25 protein-coding genes and 1 pseudogene are annotated in these 24,671 nt (G+C 67.2%); 6 read left to right on the top strand and 20 right to left on the bottom strand.

The window, feature by feature from the left end; genetic code table 11:
• Positions 1-358: 358 nt before the first annotated feature.
• The 3 genes and pseudogenes from AC6IW9_RS06775 to AC6IW9_RS06765 all read left to right on the top strand — a co-directional run.
• A pseudogene (locus tag AC6IW9_RS06775) lies at positions 359-905 on the top strand (efflux RND transporter permease subunit); the annotation flags it as partial.
• 361 nt (positions 906-1,266) lie between these two features.
• On the top strand, positions 1,267-2,043 hold the full coding sequence (locus AC6IW9_RS06770; RefSeq protein ID WP_497770589.1) for a Tn3 family transposase: 777 nt from the start codon (positions 1,267-1,269) through the stop codon (positions 2,041-2,043).
• Positions 1,982-2,479: an ISAs1 family transposase gene (locus AC6IW9_RS06765; protein ID WP_497770587.1), complete on the top strand. Its 498-nt coding sequence runs from the start codon at positions 1,982-1,984 to the stop codon at positions 2,477-2,479. Before AC6IW9_RS06770 ends, AC6IW9_RS06765 begins: the two co-directional genes overlap by 62 nt.
• Before the next feature lie 162 nt (positions 2,480-2,641).
• Here AC6IW9_RS06765 and AC6IW9_RS06760 read toward each other — a convergent pair whose 3' ends face one another.
• The 11 genes from AC6IW9_RS06760 to coxB form a co-directional block, all read right to left on the bottom strand.
• Positions 2,642-3,424 carry a WecB/TagA/CpsF family glycosyltransferase gene (locus AC6IW9_RS06760; RefSeq protein WP_497770585.1) on the bottom strand — a complete coding sequence of 261 codons (783 nt, stop codon included), beginning with the start codon at positions 3,422-3,424 and terminating at the stop codon, positions 2,642-2,644.
• A 206-nt stretch (positions 3,425-3,630) separates the two neighbouring features.
• Positions 3,631-4,236 carry a GNAT family N-acetyltransferase gene (locus AC6IW9_RS06755; RefSeq protein ID WP_497770583.1) on the bottom strand — a complete coding sequence of 202 codons (606 nt, stop codon included), beginning with the start codon at positions 4,234-4,236 and terminating at the stop codon, positions 3,631-3,633.
• A 12-nt stretch (positions 4,237-4,248) separates the two neighbouring features.
• Entirely contained in the window at positions 4,249-5,658 is a 1,410-nt protein-coding gene (thrC, locus tag AC6IW9_RS06750) for a threonine synthase (protein WP_497770581.1), read from the bottom strand.
• Between the two features lie 201 nt (positions 5,659-5,859).
• Positions 5,860-6,600, bottom strand: a complete 741-nt coding sequence (locus tag AC6IW9_RS06745; protein ID WP_497770578.1) for an SURF1 family protein — start codon at positions 6,598-6,600, stop codon at positions 5,860-5,862.
• Entirely contained in the window at positions 6,590-6,970 is a 381-nt protein-coding gene (locus AC6IW9_RS06740) for a DUF983 domain-containing protein (protein WP_497770576.1), read from the bottom strand. The genes AC6IW9_RS06745 and AC6IW9_RS06740 overlap by 11 nt, the downstream gene beginning before the upstream one ends.
• Before the next feature lie 95 nt (positions 6,971-7,065).
• Positions 7,066-7,929 carry a cytochrome c oxidase subunit 3 gene (locus tag AC6IW9_RS06735; protein ID WP_497770573.1) on the bottom strand — a complete coding sequence of 288 codons (864 nt, stop codon included), beginning with the start codon at positions 7,927-7,929 and terminating at the stop codon, positions 7,066-7,068.
• Between the two features lie 121 nt (positions 7,930-8,050).
• On the bottom strand, positions 8,051-8,656 hold the full coding sequence (locus tag AC6IW9_RS06730; protein WP_497770570.1) for a cytochrome c oxidase assembly protein: 606 nt from the start codon (positions 8,654-8,656) through the stop codon (positions 8,051-8,053).
• A 1-nt stretch (position 8,657) separates the two neighbouring features.
• A complete protein-coding gene (locus AC6IW9_RS06725; RefSeq protein ID WP_497770567.1) occupies positions 8,658-8,840 on the bottom strand; it encodes a cytochrome c oxidase system small membrane protein in 183 nt (60 codons plus the stop codon).
• Positions 8,841-8,870: 30 nt separating this feature from the next.
• Positions 8,871-9,806, bottom strand: coding sequence for a heme o synthase (locus tag AC6IW9_RS06720; protein ID WP_497770565.1), 936 nt, complete (start codon positions 9,804-9,806; stop codon positions 8,871-8,873).
• 76 nt (positions 9,807-9,882) lie between these two features.
• On the bottom strand, positions 9,883-11,553 hold the full coding sequence (ctaD, locus tag AC6IW9_RS06715) for a cytochrome c oxidase subunit I (RefSeq protein WP_497770562.1): 1,671 nt from the start codon (positions 11,551-11,553) through the stop codon (positions 9,883-9,885).
• 49 nt (positions 11,554-11,602) lie between these two features.
• On the bottom strand, positions 11,603-12,481 hold the full coding sequence (gene coxB, locus AC6IW9_RS06710) for a cytochrome c oxidase subunit II (protein WP_497770559.1): 879 nt from the start codon (positions 12,479-12,481) through the stop codon (positions 11,603-11,605).
• A 358-nt stretch (positions 12,482-12,839) separates the two neighbouring features.
• Between coxB and AC6IW9_RS06705 the strand changes: the two genes are divergently transcribed.
• A complete protein-coding gene (locus AC6IW9_RS06705) occupies positions 12,840-13,373 on the top strand; it encodes an invasion associated locus B family protein (protein ID WP_497770557.1) in 534 nt (177 codons plus the stop codon).
• 42 nt (positions 13,374-13,415) lie between these two features.
• Positions 13,416-14,063, top strand: coding sequence for a hypothetical protein (locus AC6IW9_RS06700; RefSeq protein WP_497770555.1), 648 nt, complete (start codon positions 13,416-13,418; stop codon positions 14,061-14,063).
• Here the strand turns inward: AC6IW9_RS06700 and AC6IW9_RS06695 are convergent.
• The 5 genes from AC6IW9_RS06695 to AC6IW9_RS06675 all read right to left on the bottom strand — a co-directional run bounded on the left by AC6IW9_RS06695 (position 14,041) and on the right by AC6IW9_RS06675 (position 18,544).
• Positions 14,041-15,435, bottom strand: coding sequence for an FAD-binding oxidoreductase (locus AC6IW9_RS06695; RefSeq protein WP_497770553.1), 1,395 nt, complete (start codon positions 15,433-15,435; stop codon positions 14,041-14,043). The genes AC6IW9_RS06700 and AC6IW9_RS06695 overlap by 23 nt on opposite strands.
• Before the next feature lie 404 nt (positions 15,436-15,839).
• On the bottom strand, positions 15,840-17,099 hold the full coding sequence (locus AC6IW9_RS06690; RefSeq protein WP_497770549.1) for a class I SAM-dependent RNA methyltransferase: 1,260 nt from the start codon (positions 17,097-17,099) through the stop codon (positions 15,840-15,842).
• A gap of 4 nt (positions 17,100-17,103) precedes the next feature.
• Positions 17,104-17,844 carry a TlyA family RNA methyltransferase gene (locus AC6IW9_RS06685; protein ID WP_497770545.1) on the bottom strand — a complete coding sequence of 247 codons (741 nt, stop codon included), beginning with the start codon at positions 17,842-17,844 and terminating at the stop codon, positions 17,104-17,106.
• Complete coding sequence (locus AC6IW9_RS06680) at positions 17,838-18,461, bottom strand: NrsF family protein (protein ID WP_497770542.1); 624 nt, start codon at positions 18,459-18,461, stop codon at positions 17,838-17,840. The genes AC6IW9_RS06685 and AC6IW9_RS06680 overlap by 7 nt, the downstream gene beginning before the upstream one ends.
• Positions 18,458-18,544 carry a hypothetical protein gene (locus AC6IW9_RS06675; protein WP_497772456.1) on the bottom strand — a complete coding sequence of 29 codons (87 nt, stop codon included), beginning with the start codon at positions 18,542-18,544 and terminating at the stop codon, positions 18,458-18,460. Before AC6IW9_RS06675 ends, AC6IW9_RS06680 begins: the two co-directional genes overlap by 4 nt.
• 522 nt (positions 18,545-19,066) lie before the next feature.
• On the opposite strand from AC6IW9_RS06675, the gene AC6IW9_RS06670 reads away from it, so the two are divergent.
• Positions 19,067-19,474 (top strand): hypothetical protein, encoded by a 408-nt coding sequence (locus AC6IW9_RS06670; RefSeq protein WP_497770539.1) that lies wholly within the window; start codon positions 19,067-19,069, stop codon positions 19,472-19,474.
• 121 nt (positions 19,475-19,595) lie between these two features.
• Here AC6IW9_RS06670 and AC6IW9_RS06665 read toward each other — a convergent pair whose 3' ends face one another.
• From AC6IW9_RS06665 to AC6IW9_RS06650, 4 genes are all read right to left on the bottom strand, one after another.
• Entirely contained in the window at positions 19,596-20,186 is a 591-nt protein-coding gene (locus AC6IW9_RS06665) for a Yip1 family protein (protein WP_497770536.1), read from the bottom strand.
• 112 nt (positions 20,187-20,298) lie between these two features.
• The gene (locus AC6IW9_RS06660) at positions 20,299-20,832 is read right to left on the bottom strand and encodes an isochorismatase family protein (protein ID WP_497770533.1); all 534 of its coding nucleotides are present in this window, start codon (positions 20,830-20,832) and stop codon (positions 20,299-20,301) included.
• A gap of 323 nt (positions 20,833-21,155) precedes the next feature.
• Positions 21,156-21,806, bottom strand: a complete 651-nt coding sequence (gene fixJ / locus AC6IW9_RS06655; RefSeq protein WP_497770529.1) for a response regulator FixJ — start codon at positions 21,804-21,806, stop codon at positions 21,156-21,158.
• A complete protein-coding gene (locus AC6IW9_RS06650; RefSeq protein WP_497770527.1) occupies positions 21,803-24,550 on the bottom strand; it encodes a PAS domain S-box protein in 2,748 nt (915 codons plus the stop codon). Before AC6IW9_RS06650 ends, fixJ begins: the two co-directional genes overlap by 4 nt.
• Positions 24,551-24,671: the final 121 nt, after the last annotated feature.

Genomic DNA, 24,671 nt, shown 5'->3' with positions numbered 1-24,671 from the left:
TCGCAAATTTTGGGCTCTGTCGACGCGCAGACGCTCGCGCGCCATGCGCGCCTGCGTCTCCGATCGACCTTTTTCCCATCACTGCTATCGCACGCGACGCGCTTCGGCCTCTATGCGGGCATCGTCTTCACCGCCGTCGCTGGCGCGGTCTCGCTCGTCATTTTCAGCGCTCTCGCCTTCATCGATCCTGACCCCTCGCGACCGCAACGGCAGCTCGCTCGAGACCGAGCCTCTGTTTAAAGCCCTTGCCAAGTCACCTTAACTCTAGTAAACAGATAGATTTAATGCTATTTGCTGCGACTCGGCGACCCGCGGCGGCTTTCACGGTTCGGAGTTGCGTTTCAGATTTCGACGATGGATTTCTCTCAAGAAATCAATTACCCGACCCGTGGCGACGACGCTTTTAACCCTTGGCTGTATGCTGGTGGGCCTGAGCGCATTCTTCTATCTGTCGATCGCGCCCTTTCCACAAGTCGGACTATCCGACGATCTATGTCACGGCAACGATGCCGGGGCGCGGGGCCGGAGACAATGGCCCCTTCCGTAGCGACGCCGCTCAAGCGGCATTTGGGCCGGATCGCTGACGTTCGAGAAATTTCATCGTCGAGTATTTCAGGCATGTCATCGGTCTTCCTGGAATTCGGGCTCGCCCGCAGCGTGGATGGCGCTGCGCGCGACGTTCAGGCCGCGATTAATTCGGCGCGCGTCGATTTGCCGGCCGCGCTGCGGACAAATCCGACTTATACGAAGCCAATCCGGGCGAAAACCCGATTTTCATCCTTGCTTTGACCTCATCGAAGCTCTCCCAGAGCGCGATCTACGACGCAGCGACCGTCGTTCTGCAGCAGAAGCTCGCGCAGGTGGAAGGTGTCGGGCGTGTTCTGATCGTCGGCGCCTCACTTCCAGGTCGTTACCAACACGCGCGACGACAATCTGATCGAGATAGTCGAAAGGTACCCAGCGGTGCGCCGGATGATTCCGGTCCTGCTCAGCACATTTGTGTTCCGCTCATGGAAGCCAAACGACTCGCTGCTTGACGCGCTCGATTCGTTGCGCGGACTGTATGCGGCGCCGTCGACGCGATTCCCTCGACGCCCGCCGACGGCGTTTCTGAAATCGACATGGCGCAAGCTCGTTGGAAAGAGCTCGACTTTCGACCGTCGAGCGTACGATGTCGCGGTGATGATGTCACTACGCGACAGTTTGCGATCTGGAGATATCTGGGTCGAAGGGAGCCGCGCATTCCACGCCTTCGGCGATTTCCTTTTGCCGCCGGAGGCCTTTGTCGCTCGGCGACAGGAAGGCGAATTGGGACTTGCGGTCACGGATCGCTTCGACGACTGGCGCACCGAGCGAACGGCCTTGCTCGAATCGCGGCTCAATGAAATCGATACGCTCGCGTCCGCAGGCAAGCTTGTCGAAGCTGCGATCACCGCAGAGGGGTTGTCGATCAGCCCCATTCGCAAAGACGAGAACGATGAAGTAGACGATGTCGCGCGCAAGCTCTACGGAATGTTGCCTCGGCTGCGCATCACTGAGCTTCTCGCCGAAGTCAACTGTTGGACGGGATTCGCCGAGCGCTTCGGCCATCTTCGCACCGGCGCGCCGGCCGATGAAAGCATAGGGCTGATGACGGCGTTGCTCGCCGACGCCACCAATCTCGGCCTCGCCAGAATGGCGGCCAACTCCAAGATATTCAGCCATTCGAAATTGCTCTGGATCGCGGAATGGCATGTTCGCGACGAAACATATCAGGCGGCGCTAGCGTGCCTGACAGAAGCGATACACGCGCAGCCGTTCACAAGGGTCTGGGGCGACGGCGGCACGTCATCGTCGGATGGACAATTTTTCGAGGCGGGCGGGCATGGCGAAGCCCGCGCCGATTACAACGCCAAATATGGCTCGGAGCCGGTGACCTGCCCCCGAAGTTTCATCCAGCGGCGAGTTGGGTCCCGGCGGTTGATACGCCCGCGGGCATGGGGTGAGCAACAGGCGATCGGCGGAGCTGGTCGGGGTTGCGCAGCCGATCACCTGTTGCGGTGAGCGCGGCCGCATCGAGACGCGTCGCTATACGGCGTTCCACGACATCGGTTGGCTGAAAGAGAGACACGATTGGCCGGGGCTCGAAGGCGTGGTCCTCGAAGTCGTGGTCATGGTCGAGAGCCGGCGTGAGATCGACGGCGAGAGCACGCAGGAAACGAGGTTCTACATTACCTCGTCGACGCTCCCCGCCGCTCTGGCCGGCCCGATGATCCGCGATCACTGGGCGATCGAGAACAGCCTGCGCTGGGTCCTGGACATGGTCTTCCGCGACGACGAATGCCGCGTGCGGACCGAAAACGCCCCGGCAAATTTCACCACGCTCGAGCACATGGCCAATAATCTGATCCGGAAGGCGCCGGGCAGAGACTCCCAGCGCCTCGAGCGAATGACCGCCGCCTGGGACGACGAATTCCTCGCAAGCCTCGTCGCAGCCTGAAAATCCTTCACCCGATTCCCCTGGAGGCCGGGCTGAGGCCGGGCCCGTCCCCGGCGCGGGCGGAGACGCGCGCCGGGGACCCAAAGCCGGTAATCGATACTCTCTCGGCCCTGGACGCCCGCCCTCTGCGCATGAGACGCCGGGCGGGAATTCGTTTTCGCCTCAGCGCGTGTGGCGCATCAGCAGAATCAGCGCGACCGGATTGGTCGTCGCATAGCGGCGCAGCAGGCGGCGCGGCTCCAGCGCCAGCCGAAACGCCCATTCGAGCCCCGCCTGCTGCATCCACAGCGGCGCCCGCTTCCTGACGCCGGCCATGAAGTCGAACAACCCCCCAGATGTCTTGATCATTTTGACGTTGCGAAGGCGATGGCGCCAATGGCGCACGAATTCCTGCTCGCGCGGCACGCCGAGCGCGAGCCACAATATGTCGGGCGCGAGCGCGTCGATCTCGTCGATCTTGCGCTCCAGCGCCGCGCCCGTGAGAAATCCATGACAACGGCCGCGAATGTCGAGCCGCGGAAAGCGCCGCTTCGTCGCCTGGAATATCCCGCGGTTGGAGTCCTCGCTCGCGCCGAGCAGGTAGAAGCTGACGCCCTCGGCCTCCGCCTTGCCGGCGACGAGGGGATAGAGATCCGTCGTCGCGACACGCTCCGGCAGAGCCTTGCGCGAGAGGAGCCGCGAGGCGACGACCAGCGGCTGGCCGTCGACGTTGACGAGGTCGGCGCTGTCGATCAGCGCGGCGAAATCGGGATCGGCGTCGCGCCGCGCCAGCACCTCGCCATTGACCGACGTCAGGAACAGGGGCGCGCCTTCGGGCGACAGCCCCCGCGCCGTCTCGATCATCAGCCGGGCGGTCTCCTCGAGCCCGAGCCGCGCGACGCGCGCGCCGCCGACCACGACGGTCTCCACCGCCTCGAACGGATGTTCTCGATCTTTCGACGCCATGCACACACCCTCGAAACGCAACGCTTGCTACGTTTGCGCGTCCTGTTCCGGGACGCGCTATCGTGACTTGCAGGGTGGCAGAAAGAATCGCGCCAAACGATCGCGCGAGCCTCGAAACGAGCAAGAACAAGGCGAATCGCGCCGACGCCGGCGTCATCCCGCGACGCGCGCTCGAGCGGCGCCGTGCGAATTCGATACGGCGACGCTCAGCCCGCGAGGGGCCGGCCGGCGGGCAGCGGATCGCTGTCGAGCCGTGCGAACAGCAGATGGTCGCGCCATTGGCCGTTGATGTTGAGATAGGCGCGGGCGAAGCCTTCCTGTTTGAAGCCGTTGCGCTCCAACAGGCGGATGGATGGCTCGTTGGCGGGCAGGCATGCGGCTTCGATACGGTGCAGGCGCTGGCGCGTGAAGGCGTAGTCGAGCGCCGCCCGCACCGCGCGGGACATATAGCCCTTGCCGGCGTGGGGCTCGCCCATCCAATAGCCGAGCGTCGCCGCCTGCGAGACGCCGCGCCGCACATGGCCGAGCGTCAGGCCGCCGACCAATTCGTCGTCCGCGGCGCGGAAAACGAAGTAGGAATAGGCCTCGTCCCGCGCCATCTCCTCGGCGTGGCGGCGCACGCGATAGCGGAAGCTGGCGCGGGTCAGGTCGTCGGCCGGCCAGGTCGGCTCCCAGGGCGTGAGAAAGGCGCGGCTCCGCTCGCGCAAGGACGCCCAGGCGGAATAGTCGCGCATGTCCGACATGCGCAGATAGACGCCGTCGCCGCGGATCGGCAGGTCGCGATAATAGGAAACGAGGCCGAACAGAGCCATGAGCGCCGCTCCTCAGGCCGCGCGCGCGGCGCGGGCGCGCTCGCGGATGAAGGCGGCGACTTTCGCGACATCATTGTCGACGATGGTGAAACGCTCACGGGCCTCGAGAATCGGCGCGAGATGCTCGGGCAGCCGCGGCCTGCGGCCGATCGCCGCCTCGATCGCATCGGGAAATTTGGCGGGATGGGCCGTCGCCAGCGCGACGACCGGCGTCGCCGGGTCCGCGGCGAGCCGCCGTCGGGCGGCGCGCACGCCCGTCGCGCCGTGCGGATCGAGCACATAGCCCGATTCCCGGAAGGTGCGGACGATCTCGGCCGTCGTCTCCTCGTCGGTGCTGGAGCAAGCGTCGAATTCCGCGCGTATGGCGGCGAGCGTCGCCGGGGCGAGCGCGAATCGCTTCGACTGGTCGAGCGAGCCCATCAGCGCGCGGATCCGCGCGGGATCGCGATCGAGCAGATCGAACAGCAGGCGCTCGAAATTGGACGAAATCTGTATGTCCATCGAGGGGGACAAGGTGGGCGTGACCGCGCGCAGCTCATAGTCTCCGCTCTCCAGGGTGCGCGCCAGAATGTCGTTGGCGTTGGTGGCGATGACGAGCCGGTCGACCGGCAGCCCCATGCGCTTGGCGACGTAGCCGGCGAGAATATCGCCGAAATTGCCGGTCGGGACGGCAAAGCTCGCCATGCGGAAGGGCGCGCCGAGCGCGACGGCGCTCGTAAAATAATAGACGGTCTGCGCGACGACCCGCGCCCAATTGATGGAGTTGACGCCAGCGAGGCCGAGCTCGCCGCGAAAACGCGCATCGCGGAACAACGCCTTCAAAATCGCCTGCGCGTCGTCGAAGGAGCCGCGCAGAGCGATCGTATGGATGTTTTCGTCCGCGACCGTCGTCATCTGACGGCGCTGCACATTCGAGACGCGCTCGTGCGGATAGAGGATGAACACATCGACGCGGTCGAGCCCGCGAAAGGCCTCGATCGCGGCCGCTCCCGTATCGCCCGAGGTGGCGCCGACGATGGTGGCGCGCAAGCCGCGGCGCGCCAGCGCTTCGTTCATCATGCGCCCGAGCAGCTGCATCGCCACGTCCTTGAACGCGAGCGTCGGACCGTGGAACAGCTCGAGCACGAACAGATTGTCGCCGATCTGCGCGAGTGGCGCGACCGCGGCGTGGCGGAAGCTCGAATAGGCGCTCGTCGTCAGCTCTTCGAGCGCCGGGCCGGCGAAAGCCTCGCCGAGGAAAGGCGCGATGATTCTCGCGCTCGCCTGCGCATAGGGGAATCCGGCGAGGCCGGCGATCTCGTCGCGCGGCAGGCTCGGATAGGCGACGGGCGTGTAGAGCCCCCCATCGGCGGCGAGGCCGGCGAGGAGGACGTCTTCGAAGGCGAGTTCGCGAGCTTCGCCGCGGGTCGAGATGTAGCGCACGGCTCTTCTTCTAGCCTGCCGACCCCGCGCCCGAAAAGCCCGGAAATGTCATCTCGGACCGGCGCCGTTCTCGGCGCGCGAGCGGTCACGGTCGGGTCCTGCGGCGCAGGCCGATCCATCGAAAAGCGGCAGACGGGAACTGCTTCGCCGGACCGGCGACCCGACCTTGCACGCACGAGGCGGCGTCTCCGGTCGCTCGGCTCACGTCGGCCCGCGGCGACTCCACGCATAATAAGCGAAGCCGCCGGCAGTCGCGGCGGCGAGGCCGAACCAGGTGATCGCATAGGACAAATGATTGTTTACCAGCTCGACATTGGCGCCGTGCGCGTGCGGCAGGTCGTCGGAGGGCTGCGGCTCGCGGTCCGGCGCGTCGAGCTCCAGAGTGAAGGGCGCGCCGTTTTCGATCTTCAGGGCGGCGGCGATCGCCTGCGCGTCGCTCGTATAGAACAGGCCGGCCCGAGGGTCGTCCACGGGCGTGAACAGATTTCTCGCCTGCGGCTTTCGCAGCACGCCGACGATCGTCGTCGGCCCTGCCGGCCCGCGCCGGCGCGCCTCGTTCTCGCGCTTGGAGATCGGCAGGAAGCCGCGGTCGACGAGCACGACGCCGCCGTCTTCGAGCGCGAAGGGCGTGAGGACGCGATAGCCGGGCTCGACGCCCGCGCCTTGCGGCGGCGGCGAGAAGATCAGCGCCTCGCGCGCGAGATCGTAGCGGCCGCTCGCGCGCACATGCAGGAAATCATAGTCCTCGGGGCGCAACGCCGGCCAATCTCCGCGCGGCGGCGGCTCGACCGGCTCGGCGCGGGCGCGCGTCTCCACATGGGCGATCAGCGCCTCCTTCCAGGCGAGGCGGCGCAGCTGCCAGACGCCGAGAGTCGACGAGAGCGCGATCATCAGCGCCGTGAAGGCCGCCGGGCCCAGCAGAGCGCGCGCCTCAGCCCTCATCGGCGCGGCGGCCCTCCTCCGCCTTGTTGGCGTATTGCAGCGTGATCAGCAGGCCTTTGGTCGGCCGCAGCAGGCCGGCGCAGACGATAATGGTCAAAGGCAGGAAGATCGCCAGATGCACCCAATAGGGCGGCTCGAAGGCGACCTCGACATAGAGCGCGGCGCCGACCACGATGAAGCCGGCGATGGTCATCACGAAGACCGCCGGACCGTCGCCCGCATCGGCGAAAGCGAGATCTAGCCCGCAGACGTCGCATGTCGGCGCGAGCGTCAGAAAGCCGCGGAACAGATGACCTTCGCCGCAGCGCGGGCAGCGGCCGAGCAGGCCGGCCACGAGGGGAGAGGGGGGACGTTCGGGTTCGGCGGACATGGTTTCCTTTCCGTCGCTCGCGGTCGCGACGCCAAAATGAAAGAAGCGCCGGCGTGTCGCCGGCGCTTCGAAAAGACGTCCAGTCGGCGCGCGGCCTATTCCATCGCCCCGCCCCAATTGCCCCAGACATAGATCGAGGCGAACAGGAACAGCCAGACGACGTCGACGAAGTGCCAATACCATGCGGCGAATTCGAATCCGAGATGCTGCCCGGGCTTGAACTGGCCGGCGTAGGAACGCGCGAGGCAGACGATCAGGAAGATCGAGCCGACGATGACATGGAAGCCGTGGAAGCCGGTCGCCATGAAGAAGGTCGCGCCATAGATCGAGCCTTTGAAGGCGAAAGGCGCATGGGCGTATTCATAGGCCTGCACCGCGGTGAAGGTGAGGCCGAGCGCGATGGTCGCGATGAGGCCCTTCTTCAGCACGTCGCGGTCGTTGTGCAGCAGACCATGGTGCGCCCAGGTGAGCGTCGCGCCGGAGGTGAGCAGCAGGACCGTGTTGAGCAGCGGCAGATGCCAGGGGTTGAGCACCTCGATCCCATGCGGCGGCCACACGCCGTGGAACAGCTCCGTGCGCGCGAACTGGGCGGGATCGGCCGGGAAGATCGACGAGTTGAAGAAGGCCCAGAACCAGGCGACGAAGAACATCACCTCCGAGAGGATGAACAGGATCACCCCATAGCGGTGGTGCAGCTGCACGACCGGCGTGTGATGGCCTTCATGCTCGGCCTCGCGGATGATGTCGCCCCACCAGGACCACATGGTGAACAGCACGCCGGCGAAGCCGGCGGAGAACAGCAGCGGCGCCCCGTAAGAAATCCCGAGGATCGGCAGGCCCTTCATCCAATTGATGGCGCCGATGGCGGTGGCGAGAGCGGCGAGGGATCCGACGAGCGGCCAGGGGCTCGGATCGACGAGATGATAATCGTGCTGGGGTTTCGCGTGTCCGTCCGCCATCTTCATTTCCTCGACAATGCGCCGGCGCGCCGGCTCTCGTTGACTGGGCTCCTTCGAGCGACCGATACGCCCCGCCGCCGGCGCGCCCGTCGCTTTTTTCTTCGTTCCGACCGCTTCGCTCTCAGCTCTTCGGCTTCGTCCCCTCGGCGGTCGCCGCCTTGGGCGCTCCCTTGCCGGGGAAGAATGTGTAGGAGAGCGTGACCTCCTCGACGCGGCTCATCGTCTCGTCGGATTCGAGCGCCGGATCGAGGAAGAACACCACCGGCCATTCGGCCGTCTCGTGCGGACCGAGCTTCTGCTCGGAGAAGCAGAAACAGGCCAGCTTGTTGAAATAGGCGCCCGCCTGATCGGGGCTGACATTGTAGGCGGCGACGCCGACCGTCTCGCGGTCGGAGAGATTGACGACCTTGTAATAGACCGTCGCGGTCTCGCCGGTTCGCGCCACGATACGGCTCGTCTCCGGCGCGAAGCGCCACGGCAGATCGCGCGCCACATTGGCGTCGAAACGAACGCCCAGCCGCCGCTCGCCGGGCTTCACCGGCGCGACATCGGCGACTTTCGTCGTCCCGCCGAACCCGGTCGCGGCGCAAAAAGCGCGATAGAGCGGGACCGAGGCGAAGCTCAGCGCCAGCATGGCGAGCGAGCCGAGCACGAGCGCGCCGGCCGAACGGCCGAGGCGCGAACGCCAAGCCCCTTCATCGTTGCGGCGCGGAGAGTTCTCGCTCATTTCAAAAGCTCCTCGGCACGACATTGCCGCCGAGCTTCACGATGGTGACGAAGTAGAACAGCGCGACGAACAGCGCCACGGCGACGCCGATGGCGATGTTGCGCGCGCGCCGGCTCTTCTCCTGCTCCGGAGTGAGAATGATCCCCTCCGTCTCCCTCGGATTCTCGTTCGGGCGGCGCTCCATGATCCCTTCGTCCTCCCCTCTCGACTCCGTTCAGGCGAACCAGGACGATAGATGAACAAGTCGCTCGATCACCAAGGTCATGAACAGCAGGAACAGGTAGACGATGGAGAAAATGAAGAGGCGCAGCGCCGCGCGCCGGGCGGCGTCGCCGCTGCGCAGCCGGAACACCTGGACGGCGCCGACGATCAGAGCCGCGCCGAGCAGGATGGAGGCGACGCCATAGATCGGCGAGACGAAACCCAGGAGATAGGGCGCGACGCCGATCGGCGCGAGAGCCAGGGAATAAGCGAGGATCTCGAGCCGCGTGCGGTCCTCGCCCGCGACATTGGGCAGCATCGGCACGCCGGCGCGGCCATATTCCTCGCTCTTGAGCAGAGCCAGCGCCCAGAAATGCGGCGGCGTCCAGATGAAGATGATGGAGAAGAGCACGACGCTCGACAGATCGACCGAGCCCGTCGCGGCAGCGAAGCCGACCACCGGCGGCAGCGCGCCGGACGCGCCGCCGATGACGATGTTCATCGGCGTCGAGCGCTTCAGCCACATGGTGTAGACGACGACATAGAAGAAGATGGTGAAGGCGAGCAGCGCCGCCGCCAGCCAGTTGGCGACGAGGCCGAGAGTCAGAACCGCAAGGACCGAGAGCACGAGGCCGAAGGCCAGCGCCTCCTCGCGGGCGAGCCGCCCGGCGGGTATGGGACGCAGCCGCGTGCGCGTCATCAGCGCGTCGATGTCGGCGTCGAACCACATGTTGAGCGCGCCGGACGCGCCGGCGCCGACCGCGATGGCGAGCAGCGAGGCGAAAGCGAGGAAGGGATGCGGCGGAGAGGGCGCCAAGAGCAGGCCGGCGAGGGCGGTGAACACGACGAGCGACATCACCCGCGGCTTCAGCAGCGCGAAATAATCGCCGGGCGCTGCTGCGGGCACGCGCGGCGCGCTGTCGTCGAGAATGAAGGAAGCGTCGCTCATGATCGTTCCAACTCTACCCGCCGCTCTCGGCGATTAGGCCGCCGGACAGGCGCCGTTCCCCGTCCGGCGGCGCCGATCATTGATGTCCGGAGCCGGAGATGCGGGGCAGCACCTCGAACTGATGGAAGGGAGGCGGCGAGGGCAAGGTCCATTCCAGCGTCGTCGCGCCCACGCCCCACGGATTGGCTCCCGCGACGCGCTTGCGGAAGAAGGCCTCGGCCACCGTGTAGAAGAACAGCAGCACGCTGACTGCGGTGATCGTGGCGCCGACCGAGGACCAATAGTTCCACAGCGCGAAAGCGTCCGGATAGTCGATATAGCGGCGCGGCATGCCGGCGAGGCCGAGGAAATGCTGCGGGAAGAACACCAGATTGATGCCGGCGAACAGCAGGACGAAATGCGCCTTGGCCAGCGGCTCGCTGTACATATAGCCCGTCATTTTCGGGAACCAGTAGTAGAAGGCGGCGAAGATGCCGAACACCGCGCCGAGCGACATCGTGTAGTGGAAGTGCGCCACGACGTAATAGGTCTCGTGCAGCTGGCGGTCGATGCTGGCGTTGGCGAGCACGACGCCGGTGACGCCGCCGAGCGTGAACACGAAGATGAAGCCGATCGCCCAGACCATCGGCGTGCGAAACGAGATCGAGCCGCCCCACATGGTCGCGATCCAGGAGAACACTTTGATGCCGGTCGGCACCGCGATCACCATGGTCGCGAAGACGAAATAGCGCTGCGCGTTGAGCGACAGCCCGACCGTATACATGTGGTGCGCCCACACGATGCAGCCGAGGAAGCCGATCGACACCATGGCGTAGGCCATTCCGAGATAGCCGAACACGGGCTTCTTCGAGAAGGTCGAGACGATGTGGCTGATGATGCCGAAGGCGGGCAGGATCAGCACATAGACTTCCGGATGGCCGAAGAACCAGAACAGATGCTGGAACAGGATCGGATCCCCGCCGCCCGACGGATCATAGAAGGTCGTGCCGAAATTGCGGTCGGTCAGCAGCATGGTGATGGCGCCCGCGAGCACCGGCAGGGTCAGCACCAGCAGGAAGGCGGTCACCAGCATGCCCCAGGCGAAGAGCGGCATCTTGTGCAGCGTCATGCCCGGCGCGCGCATGTTGAAGATCGTGGTGATGAAGTTGATCGAGCCGAGGATCGAGGAGGCGCCGGCGAGATGCAGCGACAGGATCACATAGTCCATCGCCGGTCCCGGATGGCCGGTGTTGGCCGACAAGGGCGGGTAGAACACCCAGCCGCCGCCGAAGCCGAGGCTGCCCGGCGCGCCCTCCGCGAAGGCCGACAGGACGAGCAGGACGAGCGCGACGGCGAGCAGCCAGAAGGAGATGTTGTTGAGGCGCGGGAAGGCCATGTCCGGCGCGCCGATCATGATCGGCACGAACCAGTTGGCGAAGCCGCCCATCAGCGCTGGCATGACGAAGAAGAAGATCATCAGCACGCCATGAGCGGTGATGAACACATTATAGAGGTTCTTGCCGGCGTCGATCGAGGTCGGATCCGTGCCCTGCAGCAGGGCCGCGAGGCCGGGGAACACCTGAATGCCCGGATGCGCGAGCTCGGCGCGGATCGCCATGGACATCAGGAAGCCGATGAGGCCGCCGACGACCGCGAGGATCAGATAGAGCGTGCCGATGTCTTTGTGATTGGTCGAAAAGAGGTAGCGGCGCAGACCGGTCGGATGGTCGTGGTGAGCCCCCGCCTCGGCGGTCGAGATCGCGTCCATGGTTATCGTCCTCGAATGCTTGGCTTGTTCGTTCTTGCGATTTTTCAGATCAGCGCCCTTCGGTCTCGGCGGCGACCTTCACGCGGCCGTCGTCGAGCTTTGCGAACTTCTGCTTCGCCTCGACCAGCCATTCCGCATATTTCTCCTTGGAGACGACGCGGATGGCAGTGGGCATGAACGCATGATCCTTGCCGCAGATCTTCGAGCACTGGCCGTAGAAGACGCCTTCCTTCTCGGCCTTGAACCACGTCTCGTTGAGCCGGCCGGGCACCGCGTCGATACGCACGGTGAAGGCCGGAATGGTGAAGGAGTGAATGACGTCCGAGGCGATGACCTGGAGCTTGACCACCTCGCCGACCGGCACCACCGCCTCGTTGTCGACCGAGAGGAGACGCACATCGCCTTCGTCGGGCTTCAGATCGGCGTCGGTCTTCATGAACTGGTCGAAGGAGAAGCCGCCGCCCTGATCCTCCGGATAGGCGAAGGACCAATACCATTGATTGCCGGTGACTTTGATCGTCACCGCCGCCTCGGGGATCTCGACCTGATGGGCGAGCAGCCGGAAGGAGGGCACGGCGATGAAGACGAGGATCAGCACCGGAACGAGCGTCCAGACGATCTCGAGCCCGGTGTGATGCGTCAGCTTGGAAGGGACGGGGTTGGCGTTCTCGTTGAAGCGCCAGCAGACATAGACGAGAAGGCCGAGAACGAAGAGGCCGATGAAGGAAATGACGGGAAGAAGAATGACATTATAGAAGAACTGCGTCTCGGCGCCGACGTCGGTGACCGTGGCCGGCAGGCCCAGCCCTCCCGGCGTCGGCCTGCCTTCGACCTGCGCGAAGGCCAGTCCCGCGAACAGCAGGACGGGGAAAAAAGCGCCTGCCATTGTGGCTGCGCAGCGGATGAAATGTCGTCTGCCGATGAGCATGAACTTCGCCTCTCGGACCTTCGGAACAAGGTCGTTATGATTCTGATGTCCAGTGTCTTTCGCGCCGGGCGGCCCGCCGCGTGCCGCGCTCGACGCATGTTCCGATGGGGTTCAATCACAAACGGCGCTCCTACGCAATCGCTGCGGCGCCATACCCGCCTTGACAAATAGTCGCGCCATCCCCTGGCCCGCCGTGAAGCGGAGGCGGAGCCCCTCGAGCTTGACAGACACCGGCCATTTGCTACCCAGCGATACGGATCGCGCGGCGTTGCGTAACGCCCCGATTCGGCCGGGATTCGATCCTATGGCCCAGTGGATTCCGCATCGAACGACACACATCGAGCGTCACGGAGCGAAAATGAGGCCAAGCGCCCCAGATCGCCGATCCTTCAGGTTGCGACATCTGGTCGCGGGCGTCTTTATGGCGGGCGCCGCACAAGGGCTCTGCGCGACGGCCGCCGCGCAAGGCGCCCTCAAGTCGCGATTCGGCGACTGGGAGATTCGCTGCGAGACGCCGCCCGGCGCGGCCAATGAGCAATGCGCGCTGATCCAGAGCGTCGCCGCCGAGGACAAGGCCAATATCAATCTGGTCGTCATCGTCCTCAAGACCAGCGACGGGAAGAGCCGCCTGTTGCGCGTCATCGCGCCGCTCAATGTGCTGCTCATCAAGGGCCTCGGCCTCACCATCGACAAGACGCGAATCGGCGACACCGGCTTTCTGCGCTGCCTCCCCTCGGGCTGCGTGGCCGAGGTGGTGATGGACGACGCGCTGATCGAGCAGCTGAAGAACGGCAAGACGGCGACCTTCGTGATCTATCTGACCCCGGACGAAGGCGTCGGCCTGCCGCTGTCGCTCGCCGGCTTCAAGGAGGGCTACGCCAAGCTCCCGTGAGGCGCTCGGACGCTGGCCAGAGGACGAGAGGAAGACTGTTCCATGAACGCAAAGCGCATCTCGGCGGGGCTCGCCGCGCTCGCCGCGGGCCTCGCGCTCTCGGCGGGCGCGGCCCGCGGTCTCGATCTTCCCAACCCCTTCGGCCTGTTCGGCGACAAGAAGAGGGAGCAGGCGCCGGGAGCCGCGCCTGCGCCGCCGCCGAGCGGATCGCTCGGCCTCGATTGTCCGGAAATTCTCGTCGATACGGGAACCGCCGCGCTGCGCGTTCCTCCCGGCGCGGACAATACGGCCGTGCGCTATCAGCTCTCGCTCGGCGACATGGCGCGCGAATGCGCGATGGAAGGCGACCGCATTGCGATAAGAGTCGGCGTCGAAGGCGCCGCCGTGCTGGGGCCGGCGGGCTCGCCCGGCGCCTATTCCGGCTCGCTGCACATCTCCGTGCGGCGGCAGAAGGACGAAACGATCGTCGATTCGAAGACCTATCGCGTCTCCGTCACCGTCCCCTCCGGCGCGACGCGCGGCGAGTTCCGCGTGATCGCCGATCCGCTCCTCGTCCCTTATCTCGGCCCGCAGGCCGCGGATGATTACGAAATCCTCGTCGGCTTCGAGGGCGGCGTCGCGGAGAAGTCGGTTACGGCGCCCAAGCGCCGGAAGCGCCATGCGGGCGCTACAGCAGCTTCCCCGGATTGATCACGCCCTTGGGGTCGAGCGTCGCCTTGATCGCGCGCATCAGATCGAGCGCGACCGGGTCCTTCACTTGCCGAAGCAGATCGCGCTTCAGCCGGCCGACGCCGTGCTCGGCCGAGACCGAGCCGGCGAATTCGCGCACGAGCCCGTGCACCAGCTCGTTGACCTCGCCGCGGCGGGCCAGAAAGGCCGAGCGGTCGGCGCCCTCCGGCTGCGAAACATTGTAATGAATATTGCCGTCGCCCATGTGCCCGAAAGGCACGGGCCGCGCTCCGGGGACATGGGCGAGCACCAGCGCCTCGGCCTCGGCCAGGAAGGCGGGAATGCTCTCGATCGGCACGGACACGTCATGCTTGATCGATCCGCCCTCCGGCTTTTGCGCTTCGGGCAGCGTCTCGCGCAGCCGCCAGAGGCCGGCGCGCTGCTCGAGCGTCGCGGCGAGCGCCGCGTCCTCGGCGACGCCATGCTCCAGCGCCTCGCCCAGCAGCTCGGTGATGAGCTCCTCGGTTCCGCTCTCGGCGGGCGAGGCCAGCTCGATCAGAGCATACCAGGCATGCGCGCCCGCGAGCGGATCGCGCGCGCCGGATTGGTGGCGCAGGACGAAATCCACGCCGATGCGGGGAATGATCTCGAAGGCGACGAGCGCCGGCCCCGCGCGGGTCTTGGCGAGGGTCAGCAGATCGAGCGCAGCGCGCGGATCGGCGAGGCCGACAAAAGCCGTGGCGCGCGAGCGCGGCGGCGGAAATAGCTTCAGCGTCGCCGCCGTGATGACGCCGAGCGTGCCTTCCGAGCCGATGAACAAATGGGTGAGGTCGTAGCCCGTATTGTCCTTGCGCAGCTTGGACAGGTTGGAGAGCAGGCGCCCGTCCGCGAGCGCCACCTCGAGCCCCAGCGCCAGGTCGCGCGCGGTCCCATAGGCGATGACATGCACGCCGCCGGCGTTGGTGGCGAGATTGCCGCCGATCGTGCAGCTGCCTTCGGCGGCGAGCGAGAGGGGAAAATAGCGCCCGGCCTGCTCCGCAGCCTCCTGCGCGCGCGCCAATACGACGCCGGCCTCCACGGTCATCGTGTCGGAGGCGGGATCGACTTCGCGGATGCGGTCGAGCCGTTGGAGGGAAAGTATGATTTGAGCGCCGCTCTCGTCCGGCGTCTGGCCGCCGACGAGACCGGTGTTGCCGCCCTGCGGCACGACGCCGACGCAGGCGTCGTTGCAAAGGGCGAGGACGGCGGCGACCTCCTCGGCGCTGCGCGGCCTCACGACACAGAGAGCGCGTCCATGGAAGGCGTCGCGCGGCTCGTTCACATAGGCGACCATATCGGCCGGATCGGCGATGACGCCGTTACGGCCCACGACCGCGGCCAAGCGCTCGAACATGGGCGATTGAGACGGCCTTTCGGGGATGGCAGCCAGCGCGGATCACCCAGGAAAGGAGAGGCTCACCTGTGACGGCGATAGCGGCTGTCGGAGCGCTTCACCCGCGCATAAGCGGCGGCGGCGACGGGAAGGCTACCCAGGACGATACTGCACAATGTTGCGGCGAGAAGCGCATTCATGTGACCATCTCCTTCCAGTTACGAACGAGACTTACCTAGTTTCGTTCCCTGCGGTGGACACGGACGCAAATGCTATGCCCGAAAGGACGCGACTGGCAAGGGGAATCGCTCGCGGGGCTCGAAATTATCTAAATTCCGTCCGTTGTCGCACGAAAGGACGGGCGGACCCTCCACCTAGGGCCGCTCGGCGCTTCGCCAAGGGGAGCCGGTTCGCCGTCCCGCCGCCTATCGGGACAGCAAGCGCCGGCGCGGCGGCTCTGTCCGTCGCTCGAAGGCCGCCACGATCTCGACATGGGGCGAATGCCGGAACTGGTCGATGGGGGTCACGACGCCCGCGACATAGCCGCCCGCTCTCAAGATCGCGGCGTCGCGCGCGAAGCTCTGGGCGTCGCAGGAGACGGCGACGACCCGGCGCACGCGGGACCGCGCGATTTCACGCGCCTGCGCCGGCGCTCCGGCGCGCGGCGGATCGAAGACGATCGCATCGAAACGCGCGAGCTCCTCGGCGGCGAGCGGGCTCCGAAACAGATCGCGCGCCCTCGCCTCGACCGGCCGCATCGCGGCGCGCGCGGCCTTGTCCAGCGCCTCGACGGCGGGCGCGTCGGAATCGACCGCGGCGATCATTGCGCGCGCGGCGAGCCGCAAGGCGAAGGCGCCGACGCCGCAGAAGAGATCGGCGATGCGATCGGCGCCGGCGCCGATCGCGGCCTCGATCCGCTCCGCGATCTCCGCCTCCCCCCGCGCCGTCGCCTGCAGAAAGGCGCCGGGCGGCGGAACGACCATCGTCTCGCCCATCGCCACCGCGGGCGGGCGACGCAGCGCGACGAGCCGGCCATGATTGGCGAGGCGGGCGAGATCGAGGCTCTCGGCGAGGTTCAGCAAAGCGAGCGTTTCGCCTTCTTCCAAGGCGCCGGCGCCGCGAAGATCGACATCGAGCCCGCCGGCCGTCAGCGTGATCGCGACGTCGAGCGGCTTTCCGCGCGACGCGAGCGCCTGCGCCAGGGCCGCCGCGACGGCGGGAGCCCGGGACAGGCCCGGCTCCAGCAGCGGACAGGCGTCGATCCCGACGATCTCGTGCGAGCGCGCCTGCATGAAGCCGAGCCGGACCGCGCCGCGATCGAAGCGCGCATGGAAGGTCGCGCGCCGGCGCCCCGCGCCATGCGCGTCGACGAGCGGCGCGACCTCGAGCCCTTGTCCCGCGTTGCGCAAGGCGGTCTCGACCAGGCCGCGCTTCCACTCCGCGTAAGATCGAGGCGCGAGCGTCTGCGCGACGCAGCCGCCGCATCGGCCGAAATACGGACAGAACGGCTCGATCCGCTCGGGCGACGCTTCGACGATGTCGACGAGCCGCCCGCGCTCGCCCTCGATCTCGGCGATCACCGTCTCGCCCGGCAGCGCGAAGGGAACGAAGACGAGGCCGTCCTCGGCGCGCGCGATTCCCTCCCCGCGATGGCCGAGCCGTACGATGACGAGACGCCGGCGCATGAGCTCAGCCCCGCTTCGCATGCAGCAGAAATTCGCGATTGCCGTCGCCGCCGGCGATCGGCGAGGGGACGACGCCGCAAACACGCCAGCCGAGCGCCTCGATCCCGGCGGCCACGCGCGCGCAAACCTCGGCGTGAACGGCGGCGTCGCGCACGACGCCTTTCTTGGCGGAAGCGCGGCCCGCCTCGAACTGCGGCTTCACGAGCGCCAGCAGTTCGGCCTGCGGCGCCGCGAGCGAGAGCGCTTTGGGCAGCGCCAGCGCGAGCGAAATGAAGCTCGCATCGGCGACGACGAGCGACGGCGGCTCGGCGAGATGCGCCGCGGTCAGCGCGCGGGCGTCGAGCCCTTCGAAAGAGGCGACGCGCGGGTCGGCGCGCAGCTTTTCGTGCAACTGGCCGTGGCCGACGTCGATCGCGACGACATGGCGCGCGCCGGCGGAGAGCAGCGCGTCGGTAAAGCCGCCGGTCGAAGCGCCGACGTCGAGACAAAAGCGATCCCGCGCCTCGACGGAGAAAGCCTCGAGCGCATGGGCGAGCTTGACGCCCCCGCGCGAGACGTAGGGATGAGGCGCGCGCGCCGCGATCTCGGCGTCGGCCGCAACGAGCTGCGATGGCTTCTCGATCTTGCGTCCCTCGACCTCGACAAGTCCGGCCATGATCGCCTCGCGCGCCTTGGCGCGGCTCTCGAACAGGCCGCGCGCGCAGAGCGCGACGTCGGCGCGCAGGGTGGGGCGACCGCTCACCATCGCAGCAGACGCGAGCCGAGCGCGAAGCCGAGGAGCGAGACGAGCCCGATCGCCGGCGAATACCAGGCGGCGACGAACAACGGGCTGTCGTCGACGCAATGGGCGGCATAGAGCGCCGCCGCGAGTCCGCCCGCGGCGAGGCCGGCGAGGCCCGGCCGGCCGGGCGCGTCGCGCCGCAGCGCATAGAGCAGGCAAGCGAGCGGTCCGATCGCCAGCAGCGGAATGAGCGTGAGACAGAAGAACGCATTGTGGCCGAGAACATTCGCTCGCCATTCGCCGCTCGGCGGAACGACGAGCTCCGCCGCCGTCGCCAGCGCCAGAAGCAGCGGCGCGGCGAAAGGGGCGAACGCCCAATCTTCGGCTTCGCGGCCCGGCGCGGCGAGCCGCGAGAGAAGCCCGATCGCCGCCGCGAGAAGGCCGAGAGTGACGATGAATTTCAATAGAAAGCGCATGCTCGCGCCCGCATCGGCGATGTCCGGCCGCGGCCCGAGGAAGGCGAGGAACAAGGCGACGGCGAGCGCGCCGCCGAGAATCGCGCCCCGGAAGAGGCGACGGAAGCGAAATCGCGACGGCGCGAGATCCACCGCCAGCGCGCCGATCAGATCCTCTGTCCTCATCCTTCGTCCCTCCGATAGAGAGCAGCCAGGCGCTCGATCGCCCGATGCAGAGCGACGCGCACGGCGCCTTCGCTCATGCGCAACCGCGCCGCCGTCTCCTCGATCGAGCGTCCTCGACCGTGAGCGAGCGCACGAGGTCGCGCTGACGGTCGCCGAGGCCGTCGAGCAGACGCTCGAGGTCCTGCCGGTCGACGCCGTCATCGGCGCCCCGACCGCGACGAGCTCCCGGCCAGATCGTCGATCGCGAGCGGCGTCCGGTCGCCGCGCGTCGATCAGCTGGGGCGAGACCCCGCAGTATAGGCGCGAGCGAGCGAGCAATCGGCGATAGGCGTCCGCGTCCCCCGCGACGCGCATCAGCACGGCCCATTCCTCCTCCTTCGGCGATCCCACGTCACATCGTCCTTCGTCGAGACGCGGCCCTTCGTTACGCGACGGCTGCCGCCGCGTCGAGGCGCGCGCGGCGGCGGCGAAAGAAAGCGGCGAAAGAAAGCTGACAGCCAGATGAACAAGACGGCCATGCGACGTTCAGCTTCGTCAGGTCAACCTTCACCCATTCTCGACACGCGGACCGGCTCGGGGACCGCCACAAAATGGGAGCAGCGTCGATGGACGCCAGATTGAAGAAATTCGTCGCCGCCGCCGCGGGCGTCATCCTGGCGGGTTCGATCGGCCTCGCGACGCCCGCCGCCGCCGGCGGCTATGGCTGGGGACATGGCGGCTGGGGCGGCCACGGTTGGGGCGGCCGCGGCTGGGGCGGCAGAGGCGGCCCCGGCTGGGGATATCGCGGCGGATGGGGTCCCGGCTGGGGCTATCGCCGCGGCGGATGGGGCTACCGTGGCGGGTATGGTTGGGGCGCCCCGGTCGCCGCAGGTCTCCTCGGCGGACTGGCGCTCGGCGCAGCCGCCGCCTCGCAGCCGTATTATTATGCTCCCGCCTGCTATCCGGCCGATCAGCCGGTCTACGACGATTGGGGTCGGATCGTCGCCTATCGCCGGGTGCGAGTCTGCCACTGATTTCGGCGCCCTCCGCCCCGAGGGCGCGCGAAGCCCGCCGCCGCTCCCCCGCCCCCTCTCGCGCGACGGCGGATGCGAGGCCTCCCGGACTCCCCTCCGGGAGGCCGTTCCCTCGCAAGGCCTATAAGGGGGCGAGCAGATGAACGATCGCGCCATGGAGAAAGGCGGCGGCTATGCCGACCGCCACGCCCGCCGCCGTGAACACGTCCGCATATTCCGCCTTGCTGCGCGTCATGCGCGCCACGCCGACGTAGAAGAGATAAACGGCGTAGAGCCCGAGCACGTCGAGCCACCGCAGGCCCGGGACGAGGCCAAAAATTTCGGCGAGCCAGATCGGCGTGTAGGAGAAGGCGACGAGCTTGAAGGCCCGCAGATCGTCGGTTTTTCCCTCGAAGGTCGGAGCGAGGCGCGAGATGGCGACCGCGACCAGATAGATCAGCGGCAGGCCGAGCCCATATTGCAGCAGCGCGCGCCACAGGCCTCCGAAAAACGTCGTATGCACGACGCCGCCGGACCCGCGCGAGAAGCCGAACAGCCAGTTGCCGAGGAAATTCGCCACCGCCGGTATGGCGGCGAGATAGACGACATAATTCAAATAGATCTCACGCACGGTGATCGGCTCGGCGTCGATCGCCGCCCACTCGCTCTTCGGCGACAGAATGAGGCGTTTCGCGCGCTCGGCGATGTCCTTCATCCGCTCCTTGATATCCATCGCTTCGCTCCCACGAGGTTTTCGATTTGCGCCGCGGCGAGGAGACTGGCTCGAGCCGCGCGCCGAGACAAGTCGCGCGCAGCCCTCGAGGAGGCGACGGCCGCGCCGCGGCTCATTCGGCGCCGGTCCAGTCCCGCATCAATTCGCCCGCGCCCATCAGCCGGGCGAAGCAGGCAATGAGCGGCAGCGCCGACGCGCGCGACGCCTCGGCCTCCGCGCTCGGCGCAAATCCGGGAGGAGCCGCGTCCTTTACGACGATAATCGGATGACCGGCCAGAAATCCGTCGATCGCCGTCTGCAGCACGACCTCGCCGAGCTCGTCGCCGAGCAGAATCAGCAGCGGACCACCGAGCCCCTCGAACAGCCGGGCGAAGCGGCCATGACGCAGCAGCGACGATCGCCGGGTCTGAAAGACGAAATCGTCGGGCTTCGGCCGCCGTTGCGGATCGCAGAGCGGCGGCGCCGGTCCGCCGCCCGCCCGTCCCGCCGCGGCCGCGTCGGACATCGAATAGGAAGGGGCGAGGCGCAAGGCGGGATCGGGCTCGACGAAGACGGTCGGCCAGTCGGCGTTCTCCCACCGCCCGAGCAGTTGCGAGCCCGCGGCCTCGAGCGCGCTCGCCGCACACGCCCGGGGCGGCGGCTCCAAGGTCGCTTCCGTAATGCAGATCAACAAGGCCCGAGCCGGGCCGCCGCTCGCGAAGCTCGAACAATTCATCATCATATTTCGCCCGATAGAGGTTTTCACACGGAAGGCGCGACCCCCTGGGGCGTCGCCGCTCCGCGCCTGTGACGATCGAGATATTCCATCTATACGTGCATATTAACCGAAATGATGCGCACGCGCCGCCAGAAAGACGTCGACGATCCGCCGCAGCCGGCTGCACGGCGGTCCTGATCGCAATGGTCCCTCGCGCGCCGCGCACGGCGCGCCGAATCGTCCTTCATAGCGCTGCTCCCCCATCCTCTCGCTCAGCGATCTCCCGGCGGCTGGGCGTCCGGCTCCGATTGTGGTCCCTTCGCCTGTCCCGTCAGCGACATGCGCACGAGCTCCGGCAGGCTGCCGGCCTGCATCTTGGCCATCACATTGGCGCGATGAACCTCGACCGTGCGCACGCTGATGCCGAGCTCATGGGCGATGATCTTGTTGGGCTGGCCCTTGAGCAGCCCGGCCAGCACCTCGTTCTCGCGGCCGGTGAGCGTCGTGAGCCGACGCGCGATCTCCTGCTCCTGCGAGGTCTGCGCGCGCTTGCCGCTGTCGAAGGCCAGCGCCTGGCGCACGGCGGTGAGCAGGGCCTCGTCGTCGAAGGGTTTCTCCAGAAGGTCGAGCGCGCCTTCCTTCATCGCCTGCACGGCGAGCGGCACGTCGGCGTGAGCCGAGATCACGATGACCGGCAGCGAGAGGCCCATCTCCTTCACCTTGAGCAGCAGCTCCATTCCCGTCATCTCGGGCATGCGCACATCCGTGACGATGCAGCCGGTGCTCTCGCGATCGACGGAGGCGAGAAAGCCGAGCGCAGAATCATGGGTGACGACGTCGAGACCTTCGGTCGTCAGCAGCAGCCGCAAGGCGTCGCGCACCGCGGCGTCGTCGTCGATGACATGGACGATCGGATGGCTCACGTCTCGGTCTCCACGCCGAGCGGCAAAGTGAAACTGAAAGTCGCGCCTCCGTCCCGGTTGGGGCCGGCCCATATCTTCCCATAATGCGCCTCGACGATCGAGCGCGCGATCGTCAGGCCGACCCCGAGGCCGTTGGCCTTGGTGGTGGTGAAGGGCTCGAACAGGCCGGCCCGCGCCTCCTCGGTGAGGCCCGAGCCCGTGTCCGCGACATCCACCCGTATCATGCTCCGGCTGGCGAGCCGGGTCGAGACGATCATCCTGCGCGTCCGCGATGCGCTCATCGCATCCTTGGCGTTTCGCATCAGATTGACGACGACCTGCTTGATCTGCACCCGATCGGCCAGGATACGGTCGTCGGGCGCGTTCAACTGGAAGGCGACGCGAATATTGGCCTGCTTGGCTTCGACCATGACGAGCTCGTTGGCCTCGTCGATGAGTTCGTGCAGGCTCTGGATCGTCTTGTCGGGCTCGCCGCGCGTGATGAACTCGCGCAGATGGCAGATGATCTGGCCGGCGCGCATGATCTGCGTCGCGGCGTTGTCGAGCGCGTCCTCGACATTGGCGGGACGCTGGCCCGCCGGCATCTGCAACAGGCGCCGCGCCGCCTTCAGATAGATGGTCGTCGCCGAGAGCGGCTGATTGAGCTCATGCGCGAGACCCGCGGCGAACTCCCCGACCGCGTTGAGCCGCTCCGCATGCAGCTTCTGCACCCGCGCTTCGATCCGGCGCCTCTCGCTCAGATCGCGGACGAATGCGATGAACAGTCGCCGGCCGTGATAAGCCGCCTCGCTGACCGAGAGATCCGCCGGAAAGGGCGCGCCGTCCCTGCGCCGCCCCTCGGCCTCGCAGATCGCGCCGGCCTCCGCGCAAGTCTCGTGCATGCGCGCGAGAAGCCCCGACCGGCGTCCGCCGCAGACACAAGCGGGAATGAGCGTTTCTACACTTTTTCCGATCGCCTCGGCCCGAGAATAGCCGAACATGCGCACAGACGCCGAATTCAGCGACTGGATCGCTCCCCGCTCGTCGAACGTGACGATCGCGTCGTGCGCGCCTTCGACGGTCGCGTGCAGCCGCGCCTCCTTGTCGACGAGCGCCTGCTCGATGCGCTTGCGCTCGGTGACGTCCTGCAGATAGCCGTTCCACAGAACCGCGCCGTCGGGCTCACGGATCGGCGAGGATTGCGCCTCGATCCAGATCCAGCCCTTGCGAGGATGGTTGTAACGATAGCTGTCGCGCCAGACCGTCATCGTTCGCGCCGATTCGGCGATGCTCTCCTGCACATGCGCGAGGTCGTCCGGATGGATGCGCGCGAATTTGATCTCCGCGTTCCCCCGCAGCGCCTCGGACGAAAGGCCGTAGATTTCCTCGACATTCGGCGAAGTGTAAGGCAGCGACGCCCCGCCGTCCGGCGCGAGACGAAAGGAGGCGATGAGCCCGGGCACGGAAGCCGCGACGCCCGCGAGCTGCTCGGCGAGCTGCGCTTTCTCGCGCAACTCGCCCTCGCTCCTCTTCTTTTCGGTGATGTCGCTCACGACGCCGATCATGCGGACGGCGCGATTGCTCTCGAAGAACGCCTGCGCGCGCGAGGCGATCCAGCGCTCGTCGCCGTCGCCGCGCCTGCGAATGCGATATTCGGCCTGATAGCGGCCGTCGCCCGCCGGATCGAGAGCGGCGAGGATCGCGCGCGCCACGGCGCCGGCTTCGTCGGGATGGATGAGGTCGAGCACCATCTGCGTGCGGATCGGCGCCTCGGCGGGCAGGTCGTAGATCTCGCGGTATTTGGCGTCGACCTCCACCGTCTCGGAGCCGATGTCGAGCTCCCAGCTGCCGATGGCGCCGGCGGCGAGCGCGAGCCGCAGGCGCTCGTTGCTGCGGCGCAGGGACTCCTCGATCTCGCGCCGTTCGGTCACATCGATCGCCGTGCCGAGCACGCGTATCGGCACGGGTCCGCGCGGGCTGCGCCGCAGCTCGAACAGGCCCGCGACGGCGATCCAGCGCAGCGCGCCGTCGGCGCGCCTGATGCGCAGCTCGTAGCTCCATTCGCCGCCGTTCGCGCCTGCGCAAGCCGCGCGCAGCTCGGCCTCGAAGCCTGGCCGGTCCGCTTCGAACAGCATGGCCTCGACTTCGGCCAGGGCGATCGCGCGCTCGGGCGGCAGGCCGAGAATCTCGTGCGCAGTCGCCGAGAAGCAGCTGCGTCCCCTGACGAGATCGGCGTCGAACGTGCCGACCCGGCCCGCGGCGACGGCGAGGCGCAGCCATTTCTCGCGCTCGCGCAACGCCTCGCCCGCGGCGAAGCTGCGCTCCATCCATTTGATCTGCGAAAGATCGGTGACCACCGCGAGCCGCGAGGAGGAAGCGATCGGCGCGCCGAGCGCGACGCTCACCGGCAGCAGCGACCCGTCGGCGCGCGCGAATTCGAACTCCCGGCTCTCCGCCCGCTCCGTGGCGAGGAATTCGGCGAATTGGTCCGCCTGTGGGGACGCGACATGATCGAGGAGGCGTCCGCCTGCCAGATTCGCGACGGGCCGCCCGAGCATCTCACGAAATCGCCGATTGCAGTGCAGAATGACCGCATTCTGGTCCAGCTCGACCGTACCCTCGCGCAGCTCCTCGAGCAGGCGGCGACAGATGCGCTCGACGCTCGGCCGCGAGGCGTCCGACCCGTCCTCCGCGCGCGTCGCCTTGTCCGACACGCGACGCAGCAGCTTCGACGGCTCGCGGACGCGAACGCAGGTTTCGTCCACCGATCTGCCTCCCTTCCGCGGCGGAAGCGGGCGCCGTCGACGCTTGCGTCTGGAAGTCACGCGCGCTCCGGGGCCGCTTCGGCCGTGGACATCTGAGATCGAAGCCGCTGCGGGCCGGCTC

Source organism: Methylosinus sp. shoA (assembly GCF_059718125.1).
Note: the sequence above shows the minus strand (reverse complement) of the source record. Positions and strands in the feature narration are given on the sequence as shown.